The sequence below is a fragment of the Vibrio ostreicida genome (genome assembly GCF_013074385.2).
In the GTDB taxonomy this organism is placed as follows: Bacteria; Pseudomonadota; Gammaproteobacteria; order Enterobacterales; family Vibrionaceae; genus Vibrio; species Vibrio ostreicida.
Genome location: NZ_JABEYA020000002.1, coordinates 518,537 through 544,873, shown reverse-complemented (window position 1 = coordinate 544,873; position 26,337 = coordinate 518,537). Strand labels below are relative to the sequence as shown.

The 26,337-nt window shown below is 46.1% G+C and carries 28 protein-coding genes; 15 read left to right on the top strand and 13 right to left on the bottom strand.

Translation table 11 applies throughout. The annotated features are described in order from the left end of the window. Nucleotides 1–408: 408 nt before the first annotated feature. Nucleotides 409–1,011 carry an outer membrane beta-barrel protein gene (locus tag HLM86_RS06280; RefSeq protein ID WP_076587398.1) on the top strand — a complete coding sequence of 201 codons (603 nt, stop codon included), beginning with the start codon at nucleotides 409–411 and terminating at the stop codon, nucleotides 1,009–1,011. Between the two features lie 63 nt (nucleotides 1,012–1,074). Here HLM86_RS06280 and HLM86_RS06275 read toward each other — a convergent pair whose 3' ends face one another. Both HLM86_RS06275 and HLM86_RS06270 read right to left on the bottom strand, forming a co-directional pair. Next, a complete protein-coding gene (locus HLM86_RS06275) occupies nucleotides 1,075–1,536 on the bottom strand; it encodes a hypothetical protein (RefSeq protein WP_076587400.1) in 462 nt (153 codons plus the stop codon). Then, entirely contained in the window at nucleotides 1,523–2,239 is a 717-nt protein-coding gene (locus HLM86_RS06270) for a winged helix-turn-helix domain-containing protein (RefSeq protein ID WP_170882413.1), read from the bottom strand. The genes HLM86_RS06275 and HLM86_RS06270 overlap by 14 nt, the downstream gene beginning before the upstream one ends. 525 nt (nucleotides 2,240–2,764) lie before the next feature. On the opposite strand from HLM86_RS06270, the gene HLM86_RS06265 reads away from it, so the two are divergent. Beyond that, nucleotides 2,765–3,529 (top strand): substrate-binding periplasmic protein, encoded by a 765-nt coding sequence (locus HLM86_RS06265; protein ID WP_171831435.1) that lies wholly within the window; start codon nucleotides 2,765–2,767, stop codon nucleotides 3,527–3,529. A gap of 132 nt (nucleotides 3,530–3,661) precedes the next feature. Here HLM86_RS06265 and HLM86_RS06260 read toward each other — a convergent pair whose 3' ends face one another. From HLM86_RS06260 to HLM86_RS06210, 11 genes are all read right to left on the bottom strand, one after another. Next, complete coding sequence (locus HLM86_RS06260; RefSeq protein WP_076587406.1) at nucleotides 3,662–4,102, bottom strand: bactofilin family protein; 441 nt, start codon at nucleotides 4,100–4,102, stop codon at nucleotides 3,662–3,664. Beyond that, nucleotides 3,988–4,956 (bottom strand): M23 family metallopeptidase, encoded by a 969-nt coding sequence (locus HLM86_RS06255; RefSeq protein ID WP_076587408.1) that lies wholly within the window; start codon nucleotides 4,954–4,956, stop codon nucleotides 3,988–3,990. The genes HLM86_RS06260 and HLM86_RS06255 overlap by 115 nt, the downstream gene beginning before the upstream one ends. Nucleotides 4,957–5,136: 180 nt before the next feature. After that, nucleotides 5,137–6,507 carry a response regulator gene (locus tag HLM86_RS06250; RefSeq protein ID WP_076587410.1) on the bottom strand — a complete coding sequence of 457 codons (1,371 nt, stop codon included), beginning with the start codon at nucleotides 6,505–6,507 and terminating at the stop codon, nucleotides 5,137–5,139. Between the two features lie 79 nt (nucleotides 6,508–6,586). Next, a complete protein-coding gene (locus HLM86_RS06245) occupies nucleotides 6,587–7,030 on the bottom strand; it encodes a flagellar export protein FliJ (protein ID WP_076587412.1) in 444 nt (147 codons plus the stop codon). Then, on the bottom strand, nucleotides 7,030–8,388 hold the full coding sequence (locus HLM86_RS06240) for a FliI/YscN family ATPase (protein WP_076587414.1): 1,359 nt from the start codon (nucleotides 8,386–8,388) through the stop codon (nucleotides 7,030–7,032). The genes HLM86_RS06245 and HLM86_RS06240 overlap by 1 nt, the downstream gene beginning before the upstream one ends. After that, nucleotides 8,381–9,130 (bottom strand): flagellar assembly protein FliH, encoded by a 750-nt coding sequence (gene fliH / locus HLM86_RS06235; RefSeq protein WP_076587416.1) that lies wholly within the window; start codon nucleotides 9,128–9,130, stop codon nucleotides 8,381–8,383. The genes HLM86_RS06240 and fliH overlap by 8 nt, the downstream gene beginning before the upstream one ends. 4 nt (nucleotides 9,131–9,134) lie before the next feature. Next, nucleotides 9,135–10,154, bottom strand: a complete 1,020-nt coding sequence (locus HLM86_RS06230; RefSeq protein ID WP_076587418.1) for a flagellar motor switch protein FliG — start codon at nucleotides 10,152–10,154, stop codon at nucleotides 9,135–9,137. Then, the gene (fliF, locus tag HLM86_RS06225; RefSeq protein ID WP_076587420.1) at nucleotides 10,117–11,865 is read right to left on the bottom strand and encodes a flagellar basal-body MS-ring/collar protein FliF; all 1,749 of its coding nucleotides are present in this window, start codon (nucleotides 11,863–11,865) and stop codon (nucleotides 10,117–10,119) included. The genes HLM86_RS06230 and fliF overlap by 38 nt, the downstream gene beginning before the upstream one ends. 3 nt (nucleotides 11,866–11,868) lie before the next feature. After that, a complete protein-coding gene (gene fliE, locus HLM86_RS06220; RefSeq protein WP_076587423.1) occupies nucleotides 11,869–12,225 on the bottom strand; it encodes a flagellar hook-basal body complex protein FliE in 357 nt (118 codons plus the stop codon). A gap of 13 nt (nucleotides 12,226–12,238) precedes the next feature. Then, a complete protein-coding gene (locus HLM86_RS06215) occupies nucleotides 12,239–13,570 on the bottom strand; it encodes a sigma-54 dependent transcriptional regulator (RefSeq protein ID WP_076587424.1) in 1,332 nt (443 codons plus the stop codon). A 2-nt stretch (nucleotides 13,571–13,572) separates the two neighbouring features. Then, nucleotides 13,573–14,397 (bottom strand): OmpA family protein, encoded by an 825-nt coding sequence (locus tag HLM86_RS06210; RefSeq protein WP_076587427.1) that lies wholly within the window; start codon nucleotides 14,395–14,397, stop codon nucleotides 13,573–13,575. Nucleotides 14,398–14,888: 491 nt separating this feature from the next. Between HLM86_RS06210 and HLM86_RS06205 the strand changes: the two genes are divergently transcribed. From HLM86_RS06205 to HLM86_RS20175, 13 genes are all read left to right on the top strand, one after another. Then, nucleotides 14,889–15,710, top strand: a complete 822-nt coding sequence (locus tag HLM86_RS06205) for a FliM/FliN family flagellar motor switch protein (RefSeq protein ID WP_076587429.1) — start codon at nucleotides 14,889–14,891, stop codon at nucleotides 15,708–15,710. After that, nucleotides 15,703–16,071: a flagellar motor switch protein FliN gene (gene fliN / locus HLM86_RS06200; RefSeq protein WP_076587431.1), complete on the top strand. Its 369-nt coding sequence runs from the start codon at nucleotides 15,703–15,705 to the stop codon at nucleotides 16,069–16,071. Before HLM86_RS06205 ends, fliN begins: the two co-directional genes overlap by 8 nt. A gap of 14 nt (nucleotides 16,072–16,085) precedes the next feature. After that, on the top strand, nucleotides 16,086–16,844 hold the full coding sequence (fliP, locus tag HLM86_RS06195; protein WP_076587435.1) for a flagellar type III secretion system pore protein FliP: 759 nt from the start codon (nucleotides 16,086–16,088) through the stop codon (nucleotides 16,842–16,844). 11 nt (nucleotides 16,845–16,855) lie between these two features. After that, nucleotides 16,856–17,125 (top strand): flagellar biosynthesis protein FliQ, encoded by a 270-nt coding sequence (gene fliQ, locus HLM86_RS06190; RefSeq protein WP_076587437.1) that lies wholly within the window; start codon nucleotides 16,856–16,858, stop codon nucleotides 17,123–17,125. Next, nucleotides 17,125–17,901 (top strand): flagellar biosynthetic protein FliR, encoded by a 777-nt coding sequence (gene fliR, locus HLM86_RS06185; protein WP_170882411.1) that lies wholly within the window; start codon nucleotides 17,125–17,127, stop codon nucleotides 17,899–17,901. Before fliQ ends, fliR begins: the two co-directional genes overlap by 1 nt. Then, the gene (flhB, locus tag HLM86_RS06180) at nucleotides 17,898–19,025 is read left to right on the top strand and encodes a flagellar biosynthesis protein FlhB (protein ID WP_170882410.1); all 1,128 of its coding nucleotides are present in this window, start codon (nucleotides 17,898–17,900) and stop codon (nucleotides 19,023–19,025) included. Before fliR ends, flhB begins: the two co-directional genes overlap by 4 nt. A gap of 29 nt (nucleotides 19,026–19,054) precedes the next feature. Next, a complete protein-coding gene (gene flhA / locus HLM86_RS06175) occupies nucleotides 19,055–21,145 on the top strand; it encodes a flagellar biosynthesis protein FlhA (RefSeq protein ID WP_076587443.1) in 2,091 nt (696 codons plus the stop codon). Then, entirely contained in the window at nucleotides 21,138–21,932 is a 795-nt protein-coding gene (locus HLM86_RS06170; RefSeq protein ID WP_076587445.1) for a diguanylate phosphodiesterase, read from the top strand. Before flhA ends, HLM86_RS06170 begins: the two co-directional genes overlap by 8 nt. A 200-nt stretch (nucleotides 21,933–22,132) precedes the next feature. Further along, nucleotides 22,133–22,978, top strand: coding sequence for a lateral flagellin LafA (lafA, locus tag HLM86_RS06165; protein WP_076587447.1), 846 nt, complete (start codon nucleotides 22,133–22,135; stop codon nucleotides 22,976–22,978). A 292-nt stretch (nucleotides 22,979–23,270) separates the two neighbouring features. After that, nucleotides 23,271–24,608, top strand: coding sequence for a flagellar filament capping protein FliD (gene fliD / locus HLM86_RS06160; RefSeq protein ID WP_076587449.1), 1,338 nt, complete (start codon nucleotides 23,271–23,273; stop codon nucleotides 24,606–24,608). Between the two features lie 20 nt (nucleotides 24,609–24,628). Then, nucleotides 24,629–25,015, top strand: coding sequence for a flagellar export chaperone FliS (gene fliS / locus HLM86_RS06155; RefSeq protein ID WP_076587451.1), 387 nt, complete (start codon nucleotides 24,629–24,631; stop codon nucleotides 25,013–25,015). After that, nucleotides 24,999–25,313: a LafD gene (locus HLM86_RS06150; protein WP_076587453.1), complete on the top strand. Its 315-nt coding sequence runs from the start codon at nucleotides 24,999–25,001 to the stop codon at nucleotides 25,311–25,313. The genes fliS and HLM86_RS06150 overlap by 17 nt, the downstream gene beginning before the upstream one ends. A gap of 3 nt (nucleotides 25,314–25,316) precedes the next feature. Next, the gene (locus tag HLM86_RS20175) at nucleotides 25,317–26,330 is read left to right on the top strand and encodes a flagellar hook-length control protein FliK (RefSeq protein WP_254868763.1); all 1,014 of its coding nucleotides are present in this window, start codon (nucleotides 25,317–25,319) and stop codon (nucleotides 26,328–26,330) included. The last annotated feature ends 7 nt before the right edge of the window (nucleotides 26,331–26,337 follow it).

Below are 26,337 nucleotides of genomic sequence, written 5' to 3'. Positions count from 1 at the left end.
ACCACAACCAGGGGGTAAAGGCAAATTTGCGCGTAAAATATGTGCAAAATTGAGACTGGCGTCAAAAAACAAGCCTCGGTAAGACAATCTTAACAATGTAGAACTCTAAACATTAGAATAGTAAACAATTTACAGGGGAATCACAGGAGACGCTGACTCTGAGTAAGGTTGAACGATTCCACAACGCGCAGGATGTCAATCTCCGCTCCCATGGCTTGTTTTACCGACATTAAAAAACATAAAAACCATGAATAATGGTAAATTTTCCTCGTTTAGAAACTTTCTCCGCCTTTCCGCACGTTTCCTTTCGTTTTTCCAGCGATCCCCCCTAGCTTAGTTGGCACTTTCACCACGATGTGAAAGGGACGAACAACAAGCAATACATCACTTTAATACTGGAAAAACATAATGAAATATACGTCGAAAAAACTCTTCACTCTGGCTGCTTTCTTAGCCGCAACTTCATTCGGTTCAAGCGCAGCTAATCAATATGAATACTTTGTTGGAATTGATGCTGGTGCTCGTATTAGCGGGGAAACGGACGAAGAATATGATGGTGTAAAATCTCACGAAGACCTGTCGTCATCCGTCGCATTGGGATTGAGAGGCGGCGTCACTCTCAACCAAAAACATCAGTTCAGCCTTGGCTATGATTACCGAGGCACAAGTGTCGACAATAGTAACTCGGACCTTGAAGTTGGGACCTTGTACACAAGATATGATTACTTAATCCCTATAACACAAAAGCTATCTTGGACAATTGGCGGCAAACTGGGTTACGAAATGTATAATGCAGACGACGATGTTGACGATTTAGATGGTGCCGTTTTAGGGGCACAAACGGGTTTGAACTATCGATTTAACGATTGGAGTGTGGGAACAGAAGTCAGCTACCTGTACCATGTCAATGAGCTCGAATATGAATGGGATGAATACAATGGTCATCATAAAGCTACGTCAAAAATTGGCGATGAAGTGCTGTTAATGGCCAACATTCAGTACCATTTCTAAACCTCGTAAATCTTTACTGTCTTTTATCTCCCGGCTGATCATCGGGAGGTATCCCACAAACGATCAGTGACGAACCCGACTCAGCATCATGTAGGAGCGTTCTCCCTCTAGTAAGACCACATTAGCATCCTGATAAATCAGGGTATTATGTGAACGGCCTTCCAAAAATAACGCGGTATAACTGGCAGCATGGTGGCTGTCCAACACTTTAGTGGTTTGGAGAGGACTGGTGCTATACACCAATTCAAAGACACCATGCTCAGACTTGGTGACCTCTCCGGAAACCGAAAACAGAGCCACCCCTTCTAGGCCATCGCCTTCGACGGCAATGGTTGAGTTAACCTGTCCATCTCTTAAATTAATTTCAAGCCTCTCTCGCCAACGGCCGTTTAACTCAGAGTGACTTTGTATACTGGCGATGTAACGCCCTTCCATCAGCAGTTTTTGGCTACTGACATAGAGGGAGAGGCCATAGATTGAGAAGCTCACCACAAAAATACTCACCCAAAGCTTAACGTTGTTCATTGTTCAGCTCCTCAATAACCTTAGGCAGTCGTTCTCGCTCCACCAGATAGCTCTCACTATGATGTGTGCTTTTATTGTATACAGAGACCTCATAACGGCTGGCTTTGGCGCTAAAAAAATACAGACAATCACAATCGGAACCTTGGAACAAATCGCTAATTTCAGTCGGTATCACTGCGCCTTTTATCGTAATAAGCTGTTTGTTGCCTAAAAGCTGAATATCGTAGTCAGGATGCAGGTAAGAAATCAGATGATGATTGGTTTGTTTAGACAGTTCCCACAGGGATAACACAACAAGGCCAACAGAAGCCAACGCCAAAATCGCGTTTAACCACAGATAACCCGAACGCTTGACTGTGTGTGATACCTTCACCTCTTCATTTTTTAACTTGTGCTCCACCGAACGGCAATGGAGGCGATAGCCGACGCCTGAAACGGTTTCAAGCTCAATATGATCTGAAATAGTCAGTGCAAGCCGAATTTTTTGCCCCGCTTTCTGCAAAGATGAATCGGTGACAATCGTATCTGGCCAAGATACCGATTTAAGGGTGTTTTTGCTGACGACACGATTGGGGTTATCGAGAAGTTTTTGAAAAAACAAACATTCATTGTAATTCAGCGATCGCACTTGATGTTGGGTACTGATCGTCATTCTATCCATATCGAAGACAACATCGTCACAAAGATATCTATGTTTACTCACGCTCTGCCCATGAAATCCGTGTTATTCACATTAGTGGCAATACAGGCCGCTGGATACACTGAACATCGTTCTCCAAGAACACGACCTACCCTATCACCACTTCCTCCTTCCCCCGTTGTACGCTGAATATGTTACTTAATTAACCAATAAAACAAAAGCCATTCACCGTTTCATTTGATAAAAATGACATTACATCAAAATTCAGCCATCCGTTAGGGTCACCCTCCCTATAGCCTAGGCAGAATGACTCACTGCCGCTGATGTTTCGTTAATGATCAGCGGGACGGTAGAGAACTGGTTGCAAAGCTTACTTCAGATGTCCCATCATTGGTGATGGTTTATCCACCAAAGTACGCTGGACGATTTCTCCTCCCTAGCGCGCACCAATTGGCTTGCGCTACTGTTTCAATCCGCGTCTTTAAACGCTTTGTAAGCATCAAAAAATTTGAAATCATGTATAGGCGAAAAAATCAATATGATTATCCATTGTTCAGCTAGACTTGGAGGGAATAATTAAGGATATTGATGATGTTAAGGCCACTTTCACTGTTTTTTTTACTGTTTTTTTCCTTCGTGTCCAACGCTGAGCTGCCACCTTCAGATCCTTGGTTTGAATTAACATTTATCACCGAAGAATATCATCCCCTCAATTTTATTGATTCTAGTGGTCAATTAACCGGGTTATCCGTCGAAGTATTACTGGGGGCTGCAAAACATGCCAATTCTCAACTTAGTCGTATCGACATACAGGTCATACCTTGGGCGAGGGGCTACAAATATGCGCTTAACAATAAAGGCAGCGTACTATTTGCTACCTCACGCAAACCGGAGCGCGAATCGTTATTTTTGTGGGTGGGTCCAATTTCACAAGGGACGCCCTCTTTCCTCATTGCGAGAAAAGAGCGAAATATCACCATACAAAAAAGGGCAGACTTGTCACAATACAGGATTGGCGTTGTCAGAGGAGACAGTCTTGAAAAACGCTTGGAGAAATTAAACATACCGGATAAAAACATCGTTCGAATACACAGTAAAGCCTTGCTGGCTAGACAACTCGATAAAGGCAGAATTGATTTGTGGGCATCGAATTGGACAGGCGCGCAAGCGCAGTTTTCAGATCTTGATCTGGACGTAAATAGCTTTGAACGAGTCTATACATTTCAATATAACGATAACTATTTTTCACTCAATAGAGAAACACCTCGGCAACTCGTTCAGGAAATGCAATCTGCATTAGATTCATTTAAAAAAACGACCGAATATCAACAGATTCTAAATCAATTCAAATAATGTTCACAACCCATCGCTGAATACGACGCGGGCTTGGTTTATCGAATGTCAACAGTGCAAACGCCAGCCGGATGATGACTGGCATATCAGACACAGGCCCATAACTTGAATCGACATTCAAAGACTAATGGCTTAGGCACACTGGCCCGATTTATCAATATCGGCCTTCGCTCTGGCTTTGGTCGTCTTTTTAGTGACATCAAGGTTAACCACCTCTTCGCGGACCACATTTTTTGAATTACCGAGAAAAACACCCCCTTTCTCGATCGTGAATTCGCTCGCCGAGACCTCCCCTTCAAGGTAGCCATGCTCAAGTATCTCAAGATTTTTTGTGTATACCTTGCCGGTGAAACGACCATTAATAATGAGACGTTCTGATTTTATAGAGCCCTCGACCGCCCCTGTTGCACTAATAGTGACCGTTCGGTCTGTCTCTATATTACCTTTAATCTGGCCATCTATCTGGATGTTACAAGTAAGCTTGAGTTGTCCTTCAATGAAGGCGCCTTCCGCGATGACAGTTTGAGAGCAGTCGCTATTTGACTCTCTATTCGTTTTACTAAGTAATCCCATTCTACCTCCTTATTCGATTCGAAAATCGATTCAAAATTATTCATTTCCCATTGTGTATAAGGCAACGGATCCAGTGAACGCCCCACCAATCGAATCTCATAGTGGAGGTGATATCCGGTGGACAATCCAGAATTTCCGGACAGACCAATCAGATCGCCCTTCTTGACGTAATCACCTCGTTCCACTTTAAAAGACTTCAAGTGAGAATAAGAAGAAGTGAAGCCAAATGAATGAGTAATCCTAAGGAAGTTACCCGAGCCCCTGTTGCTTTTTCTCGCCATCGCTATTATGCCATCCGCAGGCGCGTATATCGGCGTTCCCATGCTAACGGCGTAATCGATTCCATGGTGCATTGCCTTAGTTTTGGTGACCGGATGAATTCGATTACCGTAGCGTGACGACAAATAACCCGTTCGTACTGGTTTACCATTGGGAATCAGCTGCATCATTTGATGGCGTACTGCGGTGTTTAGGGCAGCAATATTCACTCTTTCTCTAAGATCCAGAGATTCATTGGATAACTTAAGCGCTGACTCAATATCGCGCAACTTTTCAGTCACATAAGCAAGATCTTGCTGTTTTCGATTTAAGCTCGACTCGAGATCAGTCTGGAACTCATGTGAACGCAACAATTCTTTTTCCAGCGAGTATGTCTTGCTCATCCATTGCGTTTTTTCTTTGGCCGAATCCGAAGCGTCATCGGCCAATATCGAAAGTAACCCGATCAAGCTAACAAACATGACTACAATAAACAGCAATGTATATTTAATGCCTGCAATAGCCCTGAACGACAGGTTGAAAAACCTTGTTCCCTGAATACCAGACACCATCACAGTGAGTTGATTGGATTCCATATTGACCCAGTTTCACAGTTTAGCCATTGGCGAATCATATTAACTGACATTGTACAAATACCTCGTCAGCACGAAAGGGTTAGACCCCTAATTCGGAAACCGCCTCGCAAAGAAAAAATTTGTATTTAATATTATTTTCAGTGGTGTCGCCTTAACAGGGGGAGTGAATAAAACGAGAAACTACTCACTCACTTTGACGCGATTACAGCGTTGCATGTCAAGCGAAAAAGCTTTGAAGTCAATCGCTTTGACTAAGGCCGCACAAGCTGGCGGCAAGGGTTCAAACATAAAGACTGCACTATTAGACGCGAGTCGATTAAATATCAAAGAGGCATGCGCTTTATTCGATAAGCCTGAAGAAAGATACAGAGCATGAAGTTTCGCAACACAGCCTGTTTTTTCTACTTTTTTGACGAAGGAATCAATGACTGACTCAGCATTTTGACGGTTCCCAAGCAAAAACTCAGCATGGAGGAGAATAATCGCAAGATGTTGGTGTTCACTCTCTTTCAACTTTAAGCGGGATATTTCCTTGATGACCTGATTAAATTTGCGCTCGTAGAGTCCGCTTCCTTCTTCACTGCGCATCCAGAGCATCAGTAAGGAAAATAGGTAATTTAATGTATGTTGAGCCACATTTTGGTTAAGGATCTTCGCAACAGTCACATTGGACGAAAAATGCACTAGAGCTTCGTCATACTTTCCTAAGACGAGACTCGTTAAAGCAAGGATGGATCGCTGCGCCAAGTTGAACCCCCAACGCGCACCGGAGCTTTTCAGCATGTCCGCTGCTTGAGACATATTACCTTCACGTAACTGAATCAAGACCCCTATCTCATCGAAGGGCTGGCCTAATTCGAACTTAGACGACGCAAACTTGGCAAATAACTCTAAAGCATCCTTTGATTGACCATTCAATACTAACGCGTTGAGAAAGAGGCTGATCTCCAGAGAATGATCCCGCTTGCCACTGTCTTTTATTAACACGCCGTAAATTTCTGTGGCTTTCTTTAATTCTCTATTGCTCAAATAATGGTAAGCACGATGACGTTTTAAGTCGTACTGATACTCAAGATAATGCTGCTCAAAAAACTGATAGCGTTGCTCCATTTCCTCAGCAGAGTCGATGCCCTCGCGTCGCAAGAGCGGTATGACTTTGTTTTTCTGATCGAAGGTTCTACGAATGAGTGTTTGGAGCTCTTGTTGGCTATTCTCTGGCCGGAGGTGGACATCCGCTAAGTAGCATGAGGCATCTTTAAGGCGACTATCAAGGCAATCCATAATGATGACACTGCCGTCATCAATTACATTGGCCTTTTGCATCTCACGAATTACGTCCAGCGACTTAAGCTGACTGTTGTTGAACATGTGATCACAAATGAGGATATCGAACCTGCCATGAAAGGTTCGCTTAAGCGCGTCGGCAGGAGCATTGATATGAAGAATTTTGTGTTGCTTTATCCCCAGTGACAGCATGAGACTGGAAATGCTGATATTTTTATTAGGAAACTCTTTAATAATCAAAACATTTGCGTCTTTCAACTTAAGCATACGAAACCTTATTCTCTCCTCAGAACACAATCAGGCTCATTGAGTTAACAACACGCAAAGCCCTACCAGTGGCGCATTATTAAGCTTTTTGTACAAAACGGCTACTAATATTCTCCTCTAGCGCAATATCTTCACGAATTTGACGACAAATTCGACGCTCATTTTTCCACCCTTCTAAGGTGTTTTCCAAAATCTTCACTCGCTTGTACTTGGTGGCTAACTGGTGCGTTAAACTCAAACATTCAGCCTCCATCAGCGCCTGTTCCTGCTCTTGATGGAGAATCATCTTGCCCAGCATTTGGTCGACACGGCTACAGTTGATGAATGCTTCACGATGTAAGCCGACCCCATTCGATTGCAATGGCTTGGGCTTCATTTGACCTTTAAGGACTGAGAGTTGATCCAAATGAAGACTCGCCGTTGCTTGCTTTTTCCGCATAGATTCAAGTTGGGTCGACATAATGTCACGTTTCTTTTGCTCTAACTTGTGGAACTTTTCCACCGCTAGCCACTTTTCTTCCATCAGCTTGCCCCTGTCTCTGGTTGAAACAATTGCGCCAGTTCGATCAAGCTTTGCTGATAGTCCACTGAACAGTCCGCCGGTTGCTGAAGGTAGGACTGAAGTTGGGGGTAGAGCGCAACCGCGCGATCAAGTTCAAGGTCCTGACCGGGTTGGTATCCTCCCAACGGCAGCAAGTCTTTCACCTGCAAATAGTTGGAATAGGCCTTCCTGAATTCATTGGCCAATGCACGCTGGGAGGGCTGTGAACAAGCGGTCATACACCGGCTAATCGAGGCATTGATGTCAATCGCGGGAAAGTGCCCTTGCTCTGCGAGTTTGCGAGACAATACAACGTGCCCATCAAGAATCGCACGCGCTGAGTCCACGACCGGATCTTGTTGATCGTCGCCGACAGCAAGAATGGTATAAATGGCGGTAAGACTACCGTGTGGGTTGTCACTGTTACCCGCTCGCTCTAACAGTTGCGGTAACACGTTGAACACGGAAGGTGGATAGCCACGTGTCGCAGGCGGCTCACCCAATGCCAGAGCAATTTCTCGTTGTGCCATTGCATAACGTGTCAAAGAATCCATCATTAAAAGCACATCTTTGCCTTTGTCACGAAAATACTCTGATACCCGATGGCAAAGCAACGTGGCTCTAAGACGCATCAATGGTGAATCATCAGCAGGTGAGGCAATAATGATTGCTTTCTTACGGGATTCCGGCGTCAAGTTCGATTCAATAAACTCACGAACTTCTCGTCCTCGTTCGCCAATCAAACCAACAACAATGACATCAGCTTCGGTATTTTGAGTAATCATTCCCATCAAAACACTTTTACCAACACCACTGCCGGCCATTAACCCAATTCGTTGCCCTTTACCTACCGTGAGTAATCCATTGATGGCTCGTACGCCAACATTGAGGGGAGAGTTAACGGGACGGCGCTTTAAAGGGTTGATGGGTTTAGGTTCGAGTGAAACACGATCCCCACCTTTCAACGCAGGCCCGTCATCTAAGACTTCCCCCAGCCCATTGACGACTCGCCCAAGCCAGTTATCACTTAACTGAACAGTACTGTCTCCATCGAGTGGCACTACTTTCGCACCCGCAAATAACCCACCGAGACGACGAATCGGCATCAAATACGCAATCGTATGATCAAACCCTACAACTTGTGCCTCAATCATGTCACCTTCCGCCGTTTCAACCAGACAACGCTGTTCAAGTTTAAATCGGCATCCTACTGCCTGAAGCATTAAACCGCTGACTTTAACTAAGCGCCCAGTGACCCGGGCGACAGGAATCGAGTCCAGTGATGCGATGGCGTCGTTTGTTCTTTCAGACAGCAAATCAAAGGCCAGTGAATTACTCATCGCACTCTTCAACTCTGTCAGGATTAACCTCATCAAGCAGGTGTTGCTGCACATTATCCATGCAAGCCTGCAAACGTGAATCGCAACTCGCATCCGCTTCTGCGTCATCGGTGACCAAATGGCAACCGCCCGGCGGCAGCTCTGAGTTAGCGACCAGTTTCCAAGCGTCGGGCAGTTCTGAATTGATCTGAGTGAGACGTTCAAGATCTTGTGGATTTAAATGAACCGTGATTTTTTCGGTTTTCCCTGGCATAGCCTCCAACGTCTCGTCCACCAACGAAAGAATCTGTTGAGGCATCAGAGTCAACTCTGCACGAATAACTTGTTGCGCCACCTTTTGAACTAATTCACAAATGATATGGCGCTGCTGCTGCTCTCGCTCAGACTGCCAATGTGAAAGCGTTCTGTATAGCTCGTGAACCGGTTTACTCGCCTCATTAAAAGCCTGTTTTCCAGACTGCTCTCCGGAAACAAACCCTTTCTGAAATCCTTCTTTCTGACCCTCGAGCAAGCCTTGTTGTTGACCTTGTGACAGACCTTGACGCATACCTTCATCATGGCCTTGCTCAAGACCGGTTTGAAACCCTTGCTCCAGTTTAAGTTGCAACTCATCCTGAGCGTCTTGCCATGAATCTTCTAAATTCAGTTCGCTTTCATCAACAGGCTCGGCCAGTGGTGGAAAGCGATGAATTCGATACCCGGTAGACGGCATTTTTAGTAAATCGGATTTAACCAGTGACATACAATTACTCCACCGTTGGTTCTTCGTAGAGAAGCAGCTCAATTTCACCTTCTTCATCAAGCTCACGTACCATTTGCATAATGTCGTTTCTGGCCCGTTCAACCCGGCTCAATGGAACAGCACCACGGACTTGCATATCATCTTCTAGCGCCGTAATCATTCGCTGAGGCATTGAACGCTTAATCGCTTGTTGAAGCGTAATTTCTGATCCTTTAAGGGCGAGACTCCAGAGTTCCGTTGGTATTTGTTGAACCAATCTGTCCATTGTTTCTTCACGTTGTCTACCCAAGACCATGAAGTCGAACATGTTTTTCTCAATTTGAGCGACAACATCTTCATCATGTAATTTGAGCATTTCCATCAATGAGCCACGGTCACCTTCAAAGCGATTAATAATATCGGCCGCTTGTTTTATGCCCGACATTGGTGCACTTTGGCTGACCGATGACTGTTCGATACAGCGTTCAATCAAATCATTCAAATCGCTGGCGACCTGATGGTCGATATCTTGAAGTTGAGCGATGCGATAGAGCAACTCATCATGATAATCTTCCGGCAAGTGCTGAAGGACCGCAGACGAACTTTCCGCCGGTAAATAGGCAAGAAAAATCGCTTGCATTTGAGGGTGTTCATTCGACACTAGCCGTGCCAACACCTCAGACTCCACCCATTGCAGCCGCTGCATGTTATTGCGAATTTCATCACCATAAAGGTTATTGAGTAAACCTTTAGCCAAATCATTGCCTAAGGCTTTTCGCAGCGTATTCGACAAGTATTCTTTGGACGCACCGCGAATACCACTATGCTGACGAAAGTCTTCGAAGAAATGCTGAATAACGCCATTGGCTCTATCACTTTTTATCCCACTCAGACGCGCCATCGACTTGGTGACACGCTGAGTTTCATCTCGGGTGAAGTGACGCAAAACCTTCGCGGCTGCGTCTTCGCCCATACCCAGTAATACGAGAGCAGTCTGCTCGACGTGACTAAGCGTTGCTTTCTGATTTAACTCTGCTGTGTTCATTCACATTTACCCATTGTTTTAAGACTTCTGCGACTCGCTCTGGCTCTTCGTTCGCAATCAGTTGTAAGTGTTTCAGCTGTATTTCCAGGGGTGAACCCGCCGGTGGCAACATATCATTACCGACATCCAGGCCCGAAGAGGCCGCAATACCTCTTTCCGATAATTTACGATTAAGCACTTCTTCTCTTTCCCGCTCTTCTCGTGTTTGAAAATTGTCGAAACTTGGCTCGTCTTGAGAGGGTGCAAAGTCCAGTTCCTTCGCTCGGTTATCGGCCCCTGTAAGGTGCATAATTAGAGGTCGCAAAACAAAGATAATCATTGCCAACCCGAGTAAGCCGCCTATCACGTACCGCATCGGCTGCTGGATAGTCGGATCCTGCCACCAAGGAATGCTCGGTGGGGTTTCGATCGTTAAAGGTGTAAAACTAAAACTCATGAGACTGAGGCTATCACCTCGGTTTTCTGACAAACCAACCGCGTCGGTGACCATCGCAGAAATCTGCGCTTTCTCGTCAGCAGTCCATGCCGTACCATTGGGCGCCGCCGCTTCATTGAGCAATACAGACACACTCAGCTTCTCCACTTGTCCCTGTTGATATTGGGTACGTCTGATGCTGCTCCCCACAGCATACTGGCGATTAATTTCAGAACGTGCATTCGTGTTCTGGCTGTCCTCGGTAGGCACTTCGCCGGTTACTGGTGGCTGGTTGCTGAGCGTGCCTGGGATGCCTAAGGCTATTTGATCAACAGAGTTGTTGGTGATCGTGTGTTCATTTCTAACAATTGGCGTGTTATCAAGTATTTCTTCCGTTTCCTCAACCTGACTAAAGTCCATATCGGCCGCAACCTGAACCCTAAAGTGACTGGGGCCGAGAATAGGTGTCAACATATCAGAGGCTCTTTGAATGATTTGCTGCTCAACATTCTTCTGATACTCAAGATATTTTGCATTCACCTTACCCGATTGCGTCGAACCGATGTCGGCACTGAGTAAACGTCCATATTGATCAATCACAGAAACATGTTCGGTGCTCATACCAGAGACGCTGCCCACGACCAGATTTATCACCGCTTCGACTTGCTCAGGTTTGAGATCTTCACCCGGTTTCAACTCAAGCATCACTGACGCCGTCGCTGCCTCACTATTTTGTCTAACGAAGAGTGTTTTACGTGGAATCGCTAGGTGAACTCGCGCATTGGATACCGCATTCAGGGAAATAATGGTTCGGACAAGCTCCCCTTCCAGACCATGACGATAGCGCGCTGTTTCCATAAACTGGCTGGTGCCCAATGAACTGTCTTCCTGCAAAGAATCTAGCCCGGTCGGTAGTTTGGCTTTAATTCCTTTTGCCGCAAGCAACATTCGAATCCGAGCGACTTCGCCTTCGGCAACCAACACCTGACCATTCTGCTCTTGCAGGCGGTAATTAATACCCTCTGATTCGAGCACCGTCACGATTTCACCCGTATCAAAACGTTCTTGCTGGCTGTACAAAGCGCGATAACTTTGAGTCGAACTCCAAAGCGCCACCACGATAATAGCCGCGACGATAGCGGCAAGTACGGCCGACAAAACCAAATTTCTCTGACTGTTGGACCACAATTGTTTCAACTTGTAAGTGAAATCTTCCATGCCTCGTTGAGAGGTACTTTGCGTACCAGCCGCACTAAAGGACCCACTGCTGGCAACTTGAGTTGTTAAGTCTGACATGTCTTACACCGGCATCTTCATAATATCTTCAAAAGAACTCACTACCTTGTTGCGAACCTGCATCAAAGCATTGAATGACAAACTGGCTTTCTGGCTGGCGATCATTGCGCCAACTAAGTCATCGCTTTTCCCTGTTTCGACCGCTGTCATTTTTTGACTCGCCGCAGATTGATGTTGATTGACTGTGTCAAGAACCTGAGTCATTGCCGTAGAAAATGACAGGGGTTCATTCAGTTTTTGCACATCCAAGGGGTTCGCTGACACAACAAACTCTGGCTGGATTTGAGCTCGCATGTTGTCCATTTTGGATAACATTAACTGCTCAGCACTCATCGAACTGATTACTGGTTGATTGGTCATAACTTAACCTCCTTTAAGCAGCCGAGCCTAGGGCCGACTGTAGATCAATACCTTGTTCACGCATTGCTGCTAGCTTGTAACGTAATGCGCGAGTGGTGACACCAAGTGCGTTAGCGGTCTTGGTACGATTTCCGCCGAACTGGCGTAGCTGGTCGAGTATGTACTGATACTCTGCCTGTTTTTTTGCTTCAACGTGCCCCATATTTTGCGGTGCAAGTGCGGATTCAACCGGACCAAGCAGCTCAACAGGCAACATCAGATCATGGGCGGTAATGTAATCACCGTGACGCATGACTAACGCCCGTTGAATCACGTTTTCAAGTTCACGGATGTTCCCCGGCCAGTGATATTGGCTCAGTGACAGCATCGCATCCTGAGACAAGTAGCATTGGCTACTGTCTTGATATTTGTTGATAAAAAATTGACTGATTGGCAAGATATCCTCGCTACGCTCACGCAGTGGAGGCCAATGGAGAGGCAGGACATCAAGTCGGTAGTAAAGGTCTTCACGGAAATGACCATTTTTGACTTCCTCTCGAAGGTCCTTATTCGTCGCAGCAATCACTCGAATATCAAGTTGGACCGGTTTATGACTGCCGACCCGTTCCACTTCTCTTTCTTGCAAAACCCGCAAGAGCTTTGCCTGAACCGCGGGCGACATTTCGCCGATTTCATCGAGCAATATCGAACCATGATTGGCTTCTTCAAACTTACCGGATTGTGAGTGTGTCGCGCCGGTAAAGGCACCTTTTACATGGCCGAATAACACCGCCTCTAGCATCGATTCGGGGATCGCCGCACAATTCACGGCAATAAAAGGGCCATCAGCTCGAGGAGAGTGCTGGTGGACGTAGCGGGCTAACACTTCTTTACCCGTCCCTGACTCACCAGAGATAAGAACACTCGCCTTGGTACAAGCAGCACGATGAGCCAACTGCAGAACTTGTTTACTGCGCCAAGATTGCGCCACAATATTCGCCATTGGTTTACCCAACACTTCAACTCGGCGTAACAAATTAATGAGTTGATTGTTTTCAAAGGGCCGAAGAAGGTAGTCGGTCGCGCCGGACTTCATGGTCTCTGCCGCGAGAATACCCTGTTCTTGTTCGACAATGGCAATCGCAACACCGTTACCTTCTCGGTTTTGATGACAGCGAACAAAATCCCGAACACACATGTCCGGCAAGTTGGAGCTAACCAAAGTAATAGGCACAGCCTCTTCAAGTAGAGCACTCCTTCCCGTGCGCACATGGTTGACGCGATAACCAGACTCTTCCAATATTCTGAGAACGGGTTGAGCAAATTCATCCTTTGGCTCAACCAATAAAATAGTTGTCTCCGACATGATTAAGCCTTCTTCTTATCGTTAATTTGTGGGGAATCCGTTCGCGTTGTCGTTTCGTTGCTCCGCACCAATCGCAGCGTCACGCGCCTATTTTTCGATTGGCCTTGTTGGGTTTCGTTACTCGCAAGAGGGTATCTTGAACCGTGAGCCCTTAACTCGAGCAATGCCTTCTTGACGCCCAGTTTTCTTAGCGTCTCTGCGACGTGTTCAGCACGCTGACGCGAAACGGATAAATTAGAGATACTCGAACCAATATTGTCCGTGTATCCGTCAATAAGCACTTTATCGATACTTGAATCCGCGTTGAGATAGCTATGTAGGTCCTTCAGGACCCGACTTTGAGCGGTCGTTAGCTGAACCTGCCCGATATCAAAAGACAAGGTGATGTCCCTAGCGTCAGTAAACGACATGCTAGGGAGCGCTGTCTGACATTGGCGAAACGCTTGTAATTGATTTTTTATACGCGTGGTGGGGAGAATGTAAGCGCGAACATCGGAAGGTTGATTTCCGTTTAACCGAATGGTTATCCAGTCCCCTGACTCAATCTTTCCCATTAAGGTGGTTATATTATCAACAAAGGACAATGTTGAATTTTTAATCTGAGCACCATCGGTGATCAACTGAGGTGGATTATTCGTATTCCAAGGCGCTGACAAACTTAATAGTTCAGCACCAGTCCATTTTTTATTAAAATTTTTCACTTCAGCAAAAAAGTAAATCTTCGCCACTTCCTCAGAGCGGAAATAAAACTTCCCATAGGAAGAATTATCAATTATGAGACTGCACTTTAAGCGGCCGCCATTATGTGTCCACGCCGCTTCATCCATAGGAATTTCTACAGGTTCTGTTGCAAATACGAGACAACAATAAAAAATCAACGAAAGCGGATATAATTTAGAAAGTGTCTTAATCATGATTATTAAACATGCCAGTAACTATTAATTTAACTTCATATTTCCAAATAAGATGGCGATATCCAGAAATTACCGAATTCGTACAAAAATCAACGACTCCACTTTACCCGCCTGCACTGTAACAAAAGTGCAATCAATCAATAAACTGATTTAAAACCAGAAGGATAAAGCACAAAAATCAATGAAAACCAGAGTTTCATACGACATGAACTTTTGTATGGTTGGGAAACTAACCTGTTTTATTTTTGATTAGAAGATATACGTAGCCACTTAAATTCAACATATGGAGTAAAGTCACAAATTTTATAAATCAGGCTTATTTAAAACTAAAAATCCTATGTAAACTTGTATTAGTTGAGTTAAAAACTTATCAATTCGCTTTGTTAACGCATGGTAAAAAATAAATGGAAAGCAGAAGTAAGATATCTATTTCAGATTATCAGCCTCTCAGTATAGAATCTCTGGGGAAACCCATTCATGTTATTCGAGATAGGCTAGATAGTTTAATATCATCTTCGTGTGGCAGCCTGTGCTATGAGCTGCAAAACTGGCAAAGGTCCAGTCACGTAGAAGTGAGTGTGCAGCATGTTTCATTACATGCTTTTATGCCCAATGAACTAAACAAATCTTTAACCAGTACTTTCCTTCATCAATCCGGTGGCCGGGTATTTATTTATGCCGATAGTCCAACCTTAATTAATTTGGTGGACAGTTTCTATGACGCAAAAATGAAACGAAATAACGGTGCTCTCAGCAACAGTGATCTCCGGTTGCAAGAGAAAGTGGGCTGGCTAATCGCAAGTTGGTTGGCACCCAAAGAAATGTGGTCGCGCAGTCAGGTGGAACCCACCGAAGGTCACGGCCTTTATGCGGCGCTCAATGTCAACATCGATGACCATCAAGGTACGATTCATATTAAGTTGGATGAATTACTGGTCAACACACTCACCGAGCAACTGGAATTAACGCCTCACGAGTCACTGTATCAACCTTTCTGTCAATCTTTGACCTCGACACCAGTAAAACTGAACGTATTACTGAGTAAAAAAACCATGCCGCTCAACGAACTGATTCTATTGCAGCCCAACGATGTCTTGCCCATCGACCTGCTGACTTCCGTTCCGGCCAGCATAGGCAATGAGCCTTTATTCGCAGGGCGCGTTGCGGAAAAAGATGGGCAACTAGTTTTAATTATTAACCACGATAAGGATTCTTTTAATGAGTGAGTCGCAAGATACCACCACTTTCAACGGTGAAGAGCTGAACTTCGATGATTTTCAGTTGGAAGATACGCACACTGAAATTTTGCAACCTTCTGGTTCCGTTCAGGAGCGGGATCTGAGCTTTTTCAAAAACATTCCTGTCACGGTAACACTTGAAGTAGCCAGCAAGGAAATTGCATTAGGTGATTTAATGAAAGCCGGAGAAGGCAGTGTGATTGAGCTCGACAAACTCAATGGCGAACCACTTGATGTCAAGGTCAATGGATCTCTCATGGGGCATGCCGAAGTTGTCGTGGTCAATGAAAAATACGGATTACGCCTGATCGATATAGTCGATTCCGCCCTCACCTCAGCGGTTGAGTAAAGGCACATTATAAGATGGAAAAATCACGTTCTTTTCAGAGCTGGGTAATATGGGTTGGCGTCGCGAGCTTAATGTTCGCTTTGCCTTCTTTTGCCAATGATTCTGGGCTGACCATTCTCTCTGTGAGTGACGGCGCAACGCAGCAAGAATACAGCGTTAAACTACAAATCCTGCTGCTGATGACCGCGTTGAGTTTTCTGCCTGCGTTCATTTTGATGGCAACCAGTTTTACTCGCATTATTGTTGTGTTAGCTATCCTTCGTCAGGCTTTAGGCCTGCAACAAAGTCCGCCAAACCGAGTGTTAGTCGGCATTGCTCTCGCTTTGTCTCTGCTCATTATGCGGCCAGTTTGGACAGATATTTATCACAATGCTTTTGAACCCTATGACCAAGGTCAGATCACGCTAATGGAAGCTTTTTCTATTGCAGAGAAACCGGTGCGCAATTTTATGTTGGCGCAGACCCAGCAAACCTCCTTAGAACAAATGATGCGTATTGCTAACGAGCCTCTTGACACCGCCGTTGAAGACATTTCATTCGCTGTCGTGTTACCCGCATTTGTGATAAGTGAGCTTAAAACGGCCTTTCAGATTGGGTTTATGTTGTTTATTCCCTTCCTGATCATTGACCTCGTCGTCGCCAGTGTTCTGATGGCAATGGGGATGATGATGCTCTCACCATTGATCATTTCATTACCGTTCAAGCTGGTTATCTTTGTGTTGGTTGATGGGTGGGCAATGACGGTTGGCACACTATCTGCCAGTTTCGGTTAGCGGGAGGAACCATGACACCAGAAATGACCGTGACACTCTTTTCGAACGCCGTTTGGTTGATCATCACTATGGTTGCGGTCCTCGTGGTTCCTGGGCTGATTGTCGGCCTAGGCATTGCGATTTTTCAAGCCGCGACTCAGATTAACGAGCAGACCTTAAGTTTTTTACCTCGATTACTCGTCACTTTGTTGATGGTCATATTCGCAGGGCACTGGATGTTACGTAAGATCATGGACTTGTTCGATTACCTTTTTCATAACATACCTGGAATGATTGGGTAATGGAGATATCATTTGCCGACCTTTCTCGAATTCTCGGGCAGCTCTGGTGGCCTTTTTTTCGTATTGGTGCCGTCTTTCTTTCTATGCCTTTCTTTGGTGATTCCATTATTCCGGTATGGATAAGGACGCTACTCGCCTTATCCATTGTGGTGGTATCTGCACCACTCATGCCCGCCATGCCAGCGGTAGAACTGTTTTCAATGACATCCTTGTTCCTTGCCTTTGAGCAAGCGGTCTGGGGGCTGTTCTTCGGCCTGATTTTGCATCTGCTGTTTTCCATTTTCACCACACTCGGCCAAATTGTTTCAATGCAGATGGGGCTTGGTATGGCGATGATGAATGATCCGGTCAATGGGATGTCAGTGGCGATACTTGGTCGAATATTCCTCATATTCTGTACCTTGTTATTTCTCTCGTTAGAAGGCCACTTAGTGATCATTGACGTTTTGATACAAAGCTTTGTTATTTGGCCTGTCGGTTCTGGGCTCACTTCCGCCTCCCTTCAGGGTATCGTTAACCTCTTCAGTTGGATGTTTGCTTCAGCGCTTGCTTTGGCATTACCTGCTATTGTGTCGATGTTGCTTGCCAATATCAGCTTTGGGGTTATGAACCGAGCGGCTCCCTCACTGAATGTCTACGCCCTTGGTTTTCCCATGACCATGCTACTCGGTTTGTTTAGTGTCCTGATTTCGGTTTCCGGCGTGCCTAGCCGTTACACGATTTTGGTCAATGATATGTTGGGTTTTCTTCAACGTTATATTTCGGGGGGCATGTGAGCGAACAGTCATCACAAGATAAAACCGAGAAAGCGTCTCCTCAGAAAATAAAAAAAACCCGCAAGGAAGGTCAAATTCCTAGGGCTAAGGAGTTTACCACTGCCACAATTTTTCTCGCCGTTGCTGTGTACTTTTACAGTCAAATAGGCGCGATTTGGGCGGCTCTTTCCGGCGTGTTTCGCTATAACATGACCCTAAATAAAGAGGATCTTGCCAACCCCATGCAAATGATTGAACAATTGGGACACAGTCTTGGGACCATCATCTATTTACTGATACCCATGTTTGTCGTCATTATTGTTGTCACCCTCGCCAGTACTATGGTGTTAGGAGGCTGGTTGTTTCGTCCTGAAAGCGCGTTTCCAAAACTGAGTAAGCTGAATCCCCTTAACGGGATTAAGCGCATCTTTTCCACTCGCTCTCTGGTTGAGTTACTCAAGTCCACACTCAAAGTCGCGGTGATATTTTCCGTTCTTTACGCTTACCTTAATAACCACCTTCAACCCTTATTGGGGATGCAAAGGCTGTCCTTAGAGCAAGGGGTCGTCAATGTGATGATGATTTTGTTTGATGGCTTACTGATGATGGGGTTTGTGTTGCTGTTGTTTGGCGTGCTCGATATTCCCTACCAACGCTGGGAACATATGAAAGAACTTAAGATGACCAAACAGGAACTGAAGGAAGAGTACAAAAATAACGAAGGCAGCCCTGAAGTAAAGCAGAGAATTCGCCAGATCCAGCAACAATTCGCTCGGCGAAAGATCGAAAAAATGGTACCGACGGCGGATGTCATCATTACCAACCCGACTCATTATGCCGTCGCGGTAAAATACGATTCATCGGTATCTGATGCTCCTTTCGTGGTGGCCAAAGGCGTCGATGAAACTGCAATGCATATTCAACGCATCGCCCGTGAAAATAACGTGGAAATCATCACTTCTCCACCACTTACTCGTGCCATTTATCATACCACCGCTATCGAGCAGTCGGTCCCCAGCCAACTCTACATTGCGGTGGCGCATATTCTGACTTATGTGATGCAACTTAAGGCCTTTCGTACTGGCTATGGTGAGAAACCTATTGCTCTGCCTCACTTCGCCATTCCAAAGCACTTACAACACTGATAATCCGAATTCATCAAGGACATGAATCTATGCTCAACCGGTTAAAAATATTACAAACTGCCACCAAAGGCTCTATTGGCATACCACTGGTCTTGTTGATGGTACTGGCAATGGTGATTTTGCCTCTGCCACCGCTACTGCTAGATGCGTTATTCACCTTCAATATTGTCCTGGCTATTTTGGTTCTTTTAGTCAGCACCACGGCAAAGCGACCGCTCGACTTTTCTATTTTTCCAACGATCCTGTTGGTGGCCACCTTGCTTCGCTTAACGCTCAACGTCGCGTCCACTCGCGTTGTCCTACTAGAAGGGCATAATGGCGGGGATTCGGCAGGTAAAGTCATACAGGCTTTTGGTGAAGTCGTGATTGGCGGTAACTACGTGGTGGGTATGGTGATTTTCGTCATCCTGATGATCATCAACTTTGTCGTTATTACCAAGGGTGGAGAACGTATTTCAGAAGTATCAGCGCGCTTTACCCTCGATGCTCTTCCTGGTAAACAAATGGCGATTGATGCCGACCTAAATGCGGGTCTGATCGATCAAGAAGCCGCTCGCCAGCGACGACGTGAAGTCGCCAATGAAGCGGACTTTCACGGCTCGATGGACGGCGCCTCAAAGTTTGTGCGCGGTGATGCGATTGCGGGTCTATTGATTCTTTTCATTAACATCACAGGCGGTATTAGCATTGGCGTCTTCGAGCACGGCTTACCCGCTGCCGAAGCGTTTAAAACATACGCATTACTGACCATTGGTGACGGTCTGGTCGCTCAGATCCCATCACTCTTGTTGGCCACGGCAGCTGCTATTATCGTCACTCGCATCAATGACAGTGACAACGGCATGTCTGAAACCATGCACAAACAGTTGCTCGCCTCGCCGACAACACTGTACACGGTCGCCGTCGTCATGGCGATCATCGGTATCGTTCCTGGCATGCCGCATCTCGCTTTCTTTGCTTTCGCCGCTGCCCTTGCTTTTGCAGGTTGGCGTCAACATAAAAGCCCCTTGCATGACACTCAGATAGAAAACGTCGAGGTCCTGAGTCGGGCCATGCAGCAGGAAGATACACCATTAGAATGGCATGATATTCCTCAGGTCCATACCCTGTCTTTGGCATTGGGTTATCGTCTTGTGCACTTGGTCAATCAAGAGCAAGGCGCGCCACTGAGTCAGCGGATTCGTGGCGTGCGTAGAAATTTGTCTGAACAAGTTGGTTTCCTTTTACCCGAGGTTCGTATTCGTGACAACCTCACCCTTAAACCCAATCAATATACGATTTCCCTTAACGGAGAAATCATTGAACAAGGCGTTATCGAGCCTGAGCGTTTAATGGCCATTGCCGTTGGCGAAACCTACGGAGAAATCGATGGGATTCTTGGCAGTGATCCCGCTTATCAACTGCCCGCTGTCTGGATAGAGCATACCGATAAAGCCAAAGCGCTCAATATGGGCTATCAGGTCGTTGATGACGCAACAGTGATTGCCACTCATATCAGCAAAGTCATCAAAACCCATTTATCGGAGCTGTTTAATCACGATGACGTGGAAGCCATGATGCAACGCTTGACGCAACAGGCCCCTAAACTGGCCGAAGCACTGAGCGCCGCCCTCAATCCTGCTCAACAACTGAAGGTTTACCGTCAATTACTGTTGGATCAAGTTCCCCTGCAAGATATACGTACCATTGCCAATACGATGTTGGAATCGTCAGAAAATACCAAAGAACCCATCTTGCTAGCCGCGGATGTGCGCTGCGCATTACGACGAACACTGGTCAACCTCATCGCAGGACAACAAGTGGAACTTAACGTCTACGCGTTATCGGACCAATTGGAGCAGATGTTATTGACGTCATTGCAACAAGCGCAAGCCAGTGGCAATGTCATGCTAGACAGCTTTCCCGTTGAGCCTAATATTCTGGGGCAATTCCAGCAAAACTTACCCTTAATTAAGCAGCAACTTAAGCAGCAAGGACTCGCGCCTATTCTTTTAGTGATGCCTCAGCTTCGCCCCTTAATCGCTCGTTATGCTCGCACTTTTGCACAAGGACTAGCGGTACTGTCCTATAACGAAATACCAGAAACTAAACAAATCAACGTGGTAGGAAACCTTGGCTAATCTCAACTCTCAGCAAGCCTTATATGGCCATATCGTGACACTCATGCAAGAGCATCTTGAAAAAGATGACGACCATGTCGTCTACGAAGCACTGACTCACAATGACATTCGTCATGCTTGTCAGGCTATTCGTCAAACGGACTCGGGCGAAATAGAATTCCAGCATTTAACGCTGCGTTTTGGCAATGATGATGAACAAAGCGTTGATCAATTTGATCTGTCACCAAACGTCAAGTACTGCCTAGACCTATACAGTTTGTCCCTTGCGCTGCACCAAACCGGCTTTCAGCTAGACACCTTCCACCCTGATTTAATCAGCAACGTGGTTGTCCCTGTTCAGGTTGAGGCTTTGATATGGGGACCTGGACACGCGTTCTTTAAACAAATCATCCAAGGCCACAAACTGGCTTTAGCGCACGTGATCCCCGCGCTGCAGCTCAGCGAGCAGCTTGGTTTTAACCCGGCAGTCGTAGAGCTAATTGAACGAATTGACAATTTTGCGTATGCACTGTGGTTCGAAGTCTCACCGCCTTGCGCTTTGCTTGAATCCCTTACTCAATTTAAGCCTTCAATGCTCAAACTGGCGGTCTCTTTAGACACCAAACACGATCGTAACGCCTTTTTACCCATCGTTCGCTATTTAAAGAAGCATAAACTGAAATGGGTGGCGAGCCGTGTCGCCAGCCAAAAAGAACTCAACCAATATAAATTATTGGGTGCGAGTTACTATTTTGGCTATTTTAGTGATATCCCCACATCGCTGTCGTTCAAGAACCTCGCCATCTAGACCTGTACTGGCGGCGTCTTGAACGCCGCCAGCACTAAAAAAAATGGAACGATCATCACTAAAAATCATTGAAATCATTAATTATTCTAATTTTTTAACGTTTTCAATTAATCTTCGAGCTTCAGCGTCCGCCTCTAGTTAGTGACCAGGGAAATCCTGAAACAAAAACCAAAGTATAGAGATAAACGAAGGAGATAACGATGGCTTTATCAATGCACACTAACTACGCATCACTTGTGACGCAAAATACACTAGGCAGCAACAATGATCTGCTAACAACGGCGATGGAGCGTCTAAGTACTGGTTTGCGTATCAACTCTGCATCTGACGATGCAGCGGGCCTCACTATCGCAAACAAACTTGAAGCTCAAACGCGTGGCATGTCTGTTGCGATGCGCAACTCTCAAGATGCAATCTCAATGCTGCAAACTGCAGACGGCGCATTAGAAGAGTTAACTAACATTGCGTACCGCATGAAAGACCTTGCAACACAGTCTGCCAATGACACCAACGGTCAAACAGAACGCGACGCTCTAAATGCGGAATACCTAGAGTTAGGTAAAGAAGCTGAGCGTATCATGACACAGACGTCTTACGGCGCTGGCCAAAAACTACTCATGGGCGAAGCAGCAGACGGAAAATTAGCAGGTGCTGTGACTTTCCAAATTGGTGCTTCAGCAGCAGAGAAACTGGAAGTTGATATCTCTGGGCAACTTGGCCTCATTAAGTTCGATGCAGCTACTATCGATGTAATTACGGATCAAGGCAAAGCATCTACAGCGATCACTACGGTAGATACTCTGTTTGACACGATCAACACAGCACGTTCATCACTAGGTGCAAACATTAACCGTCTTGAGCACACCATCAACAACCTAGCCAACGTGTCAGAAAACACTGCAGCGGCGAAGGGTCGTATCACTGATGCTGATTTTGCTGTTGAGTCTTCAAACATGACGAAGAACCAGATGCTAATGCAAGCTGGGACAACGGTTCTTGCACAGACTAACCAAATGCCTAGCATGGCAATGTCTTTGCTACGTTAATTCGCGCAAAAGTTCTATTTATTCCCCTTCAAAACCTCCCTTGTGGAGGTTTTTTTATTTAATTAACACTCCGCTTTGGTCGCCTTTAATGAGTAGGAAATGCGGCGTTGCTATCAGGAAATGGCGGAACCTATCATCAGGAAACGACACTTCCGCAATGTCGATAAATTTAAAATAAGTCATTGATAATAAACAGCTATATCAGTGGCACTTATTTTGCTAATCCTCTATTACATTCTGACAATGATGCGTGGTGCCACTGGCTACCCACAGACAAGCAGGGAGTTCTCTTATGAGTTCAATTGACCCATCTACGATGGCAAAACAACTGGCGACTTATGATGTTCAGTCGTTTAGGCAACGCTACACGACACAAGCCTCTCAGTATCAGTCTCAACTTAATGCGCTGGGTAAAACAGAGTCCGCTTTGCGTGAATTCCGCACCACAGTGACGGAAATGAACAACAGTACATCGGGCATCATAAAAAATACGGCCTCCGTGTCCAGTGATGGCTACTTCAGTGCGACGGCGAATTCTAAAGCCTTAACCGGAAGCTATCAGATTTTCGTTGAGCAAATTGCCACGGCCTATCAAGTATCCGCTGGTATGCCAAACACCATGGACGCGACAACAGAGATTCCCTCTTCAGGCACATTGAAATTCGACGTCGACGGGAACGTCTTGGAACTGGATCTCGCAACCTTGGACTCGGATGGCGATGGAAAAACCACCATGGCTGATCTGACCTCTGCCATCAATAACCATGAAGATAACCCAGGCGTTAATGCCACTATGGTTCGCTCTGATGGGCAAACTCACTTTATGCTCTCCAGCGAAAAAACCGGTGAAATCAATAAATTCTCCGTGACGGCTTCTGGGACTGGCGAAGCTTGGTTTGAAAATGCTTTCTCTACCCTAAAACAAATCACGCCAGCACAAGATGCAATCGCTTGGCTGGGTGCAAAAGACACCGGATTAAAACTGACTGGCCATAGTAATACGTTTAGCAATGCCATCAAAGGTGTTGACATCACCGTCACTCAGGCTCAGGAAAGCGACGCGTCTCCTTTAACGATGGACGTCGGTGCAGATAAGACATCGACCAAAGAGCAAGTCAATAAGTTCATTGATGCTTACAACAAATTAATGTCCACCATTAACCAATATTCAAAAGTCGATAGTGAGAGCGACACTCGCCCAGTGCTTGCCAGTGACCCTACCCTTCGTTCCATTGAGAATCAGGTCAAATCCGTCGTACGCGGAGAGTTTGCCGGATTGCGTCTCAGTCAGGTCGGTCTGGAGATTGGTCGCGACGGTAAAATGAAATTGGATTCAGAGAAATTTGAACAAGCCCAGTTGAACAACAGTAGCAACCTCGAAGCCATGTTCAATGGCGATGGCAACCTTCTCGACACTGTTGATAAAGCGGTTGAGCCTTATTTGCAGTTTTCGTCAGGCTTATTCAAATCTCGCAAGGATTCACTCCAGCAAAATATTGATCGAATTAATGATAAACAAGTCGTACTCAATCGAAAATACGATATGGCCTATGACCGCTATCTCAAGCAATTTACTCAAATGAACACACTTATGCGCCAAATGAACCAAACCATGTCGTTATTTGGCTAAAGAACACTAGGAGACGTTTTATGTTAATGGATTCAGGCTATCACTCTTATCAACAGGTCGACCTTGACGCTCAGGCTGCCTCGGCGAACCCGCATCAATTGGTGGTTATGCTCATCGATGGTCTGCTCAACGAAATCGAGAGAGTTCGCGGCCATATTGTGTCAGAGCGACTGGCCGAGAAAGGAATAGGCATCAATAAATGCATGAACATTGTGGTCGGGCTTGACAGTGCACTGGATCTGGAAAACGGGGGGGAAGTCGCAACCAACCTCCACCAGCTCTATGATTTTTGTCAGATGGAATTGTACCAAGCTAGCGTACATAACAACCTAGATAAACTGACCAGCGTAGAACAGGTCATGAACAACATTCGAGAAGGGTGGGTGAGTTTTGGTCAACATGCATAAAGTCTCCCCGGAGCGGTTCCGCCATCTCTCAAGTCTTATCCAAACAGCAGAAAAGACGCAAGATTGGCAGGGACTGAAACGCTACGATCTGCAATTGAGAGAACTGTTGCAAGGTCATAAGCCTTATCTCGACGATCCTAGGCTGGCAACCGCCATCGCCGAAGTAAAAGCGACACATAAACGCGCATTTGACGCTTTGGATAAAGCCATCAGTCAGCTGGAAACGGAGATCAATGTCGTGGATGCACAACATGAAAGAGCGAAAGCCTATCAACTCGCCATGACGTTGGAGTATTAGACGATGAATTCAGCATCACTTCAGGCGACACCTAACCCATCCGCTTCACGGCAAGGTGATTCCGATAGCAAGATTTTTCAGGCTCGTACATTGGACCACTCAGAAAAACCGCTGGGTGGATTTACGCTCGCGCCGCCAAAAAGTCTTCGTCACCTTGAGACTCAGGACAGTGCGCAGACAAGCTCAGAGCACAGCGAGACTGATGGCGCCATAGTCAGTGCCCTAGCCGCCGACACCAGTTTAGCATCGCAAGCAAACAAGCTACTCTTCGATCTCAACAACAGTGCGCGGCAGAACACCGCGCCAATGCAGGGAGAGTTATTCACCAACACGCAATTCAATCCACTGCGTTCAGCCTCGGCCCAGAACGAGTCATCAAGGCTGTCGATGTCAATAAACGAAGTGAAAACGCCAGTCTTAGCGACGGCCAGCACAGCCAGCAAGTTGTCCAGCTCACTGGTGGCCGAAACTTCGTCCATTCAGACACCATCCCTACAGAGTGTCCTGCAAACCCTGTCCACAAATGGGCAGTCAGCACCACCACAGAACCAGCCCCCAACGCTGGCCACCGCGCCAACACACGGGACTGAATGGGCCGCAGTGAAAGTTGATACTCAGGCTGGAAAGTGGGGAGAACAGATGATGCAAGTGCTTCATGACAGAGTCTCCTTTCAGGCTCAACAACATGTACAAGAAGCCAAAATTCGTCTTGATCCTCCAGAGCTCGGCAAACTTGATCTCCTTGTCCGAGTAGAAGGCGATCGCCTCAGCGTCCAGCTCAACGCCAATGCAACAGCGACCCGTGAAGCGTTAATGCAAGTGTCTGAACGACTTCGTGCCGAATTGCAAGAACAAAACTTTGTGCACGTTGATGTCAATGTCGGTTCTGGGGACAAACAATCCGAGTCCATGCCGCAGTCTCATGAGGCACAAGGAACCATTTTGGACTCACGTGAATTAATGGCAGCCGACCACTCAGCTCCACCCTCTGAGCATTGGCTCAGTACTCAAGCGTAATTAGGAA

Coding starts and splice junctions, on each gene's coding strand:
- fliH (WP_076587416.1), bottom strand. CDS start 9,130: ATGTCACTGGTTAAATCCGATTTACTAAAAATGCCGTCTACCGGGTAT.
- fliR (WP_170882411.1), top strand. CDS start 17,125: ATGGAGATATCATTTGCCGACCTTTCTCGAATTCTCGGGCAGCTCTGG.
- fliN (WP_076587431.1), top strand. CDS start 15,703: ATGAGTGAGTCGCAAGATACCACCACTTTCAACGGTGAAGAGCTGAAC.
- HLM86_RS06245 (WP_076587412.1), bottom strand. CDS start 7,030: ATGGAAGAAAAGTGGCTAGCGGTGGAAAAGTTCCACAAGTTAGAGCAA.
- HLM86_RS20175 (WP_254868763.1), top strand. CDS start 25,317: ATGAATTCAGCATCACTTCAGGCGACACCTAACCCATCCGCTTCACGG.
- flhA (WP_076587443.1), top strand. CDS start 19,055: ATGCTCAACCGGTTAAAAATATTACAAACTGCCACCAAAGGCTCTATT.
- fliS (WP_076587451.1), top strand. CDS start 24,629: ATGTTAATGGATTCAGGCTATCACTCTTATCAACAGGTCGACCTTGAC.
- HLM86_RS06280 (WP_076587398.1), top strand. CDS start 409: ATGAAATATACGTCGAAAAAACTCTTCACTCTGGCTGCTTTCTTAGCC.
- HLM86_RS06240 (WP_076587414.1), bottom strand. CDS start 8,388: ATGAGTAATTCACTGGCCTTTGATTTGCTGTCTGAAAGAACAAACGAC.
- HLM86_RS06230 (WP_076587418.1), bottom strand. CDS start 10,154: ATGAACACAGCAGAGTTAAATCAGAAAGCAACGCTTAGTCACGTCGAG.
- fliE (WP_076587423.1), bottom strand. CDS start 12,225: ATGACCAATCAACCAGTAATCAGTTCGATGAGTGCTGAGCAGTTAATG.
- fliP (WP_076587435.1), top strand. CDS start 16,086: ATGGAAAAATCACGTTCTTTTCAGAGCTGGGTAATATGGGTTGGCGTC.
- fliF (WP_076587420.1), bottom strand. CDS start 11,865: ATGTCAGACTTAACAACTCAAGTTGCCAGCAGTGGGTCCTTTAGTGCG.
- HLM86_RS06205 (WP_076587429.1), top strand. CDS start 14,889: ATGGAAAGCAGAAGTAAGATATCTATTTCAGATTATCAGCCTCTCAGT.
- HLM86_RS06215 (WP_076587424.1), bottom strand. CDS start 13,570: ATGTCGGAGACAACTATTTTATTGGTTGAGCCAAAGGATGAATTTGCT.
- HLM86_RS06210 (WP_076587427.1), bottom strand. CDS start 14,397: ATGGATGAAGCGGCGTGGACACATAATGGCGGCCGCTTAAAGTGCAGT.
- HLM86_RS06265 (WP_171831435.1), top strand. CDS start 2,765: ATGATGTTAAGGCCACTTTCACTGTTTTTTTTACTGTTTTTTTCCTTC.
- fliQ (WP_076587437.1), top strand. CDS start 16,856: ATGACACCAGAAATGACCGTGACACTCTTTTCGAACGCCGTTTGGTTG.
- HLM86_RS06255 (WP_076587408.1), bottom strand. CDS start 4,956: ATGGAATCCAATCAACTCACTGTGATGGTGTCTGGTATTCAGGGAACA.
- fliD (WP_076587449.1), top strand. CDS start 23,271: ATGAGTTCAATTGACCCATCTACGATGGCAAAACAACTGGCGACTTAT.
- HLM86_RS06275 (WP_076587400.1), bottom strand. CDS start 1,536: ATGAACAACGTTAAGCTTTGGGTGAGTATTTTTGTGGTGAGCTTCTCA.
- HLM86_RS06260 (WP_076587406.1), bottom strand. CDS start 4,102: ATGGGATTACTTAGTAAAACGAATAGAGAGTCAAATAGCGACTGCTCT.
- HLM86_RS06250 (WP_076587410.1), bottom strand. CDS start 6,507: ATGCTTAAGTTGAAAGACGCAAATGTTTTGATTATTAAAGAGTTTCCT.
- lafA (WP_076587447.1), top strand. CDS start 22,133: ATGGCTTTATCAATGCACACTAACTACGCATCACTTGTGACGCAAAAT.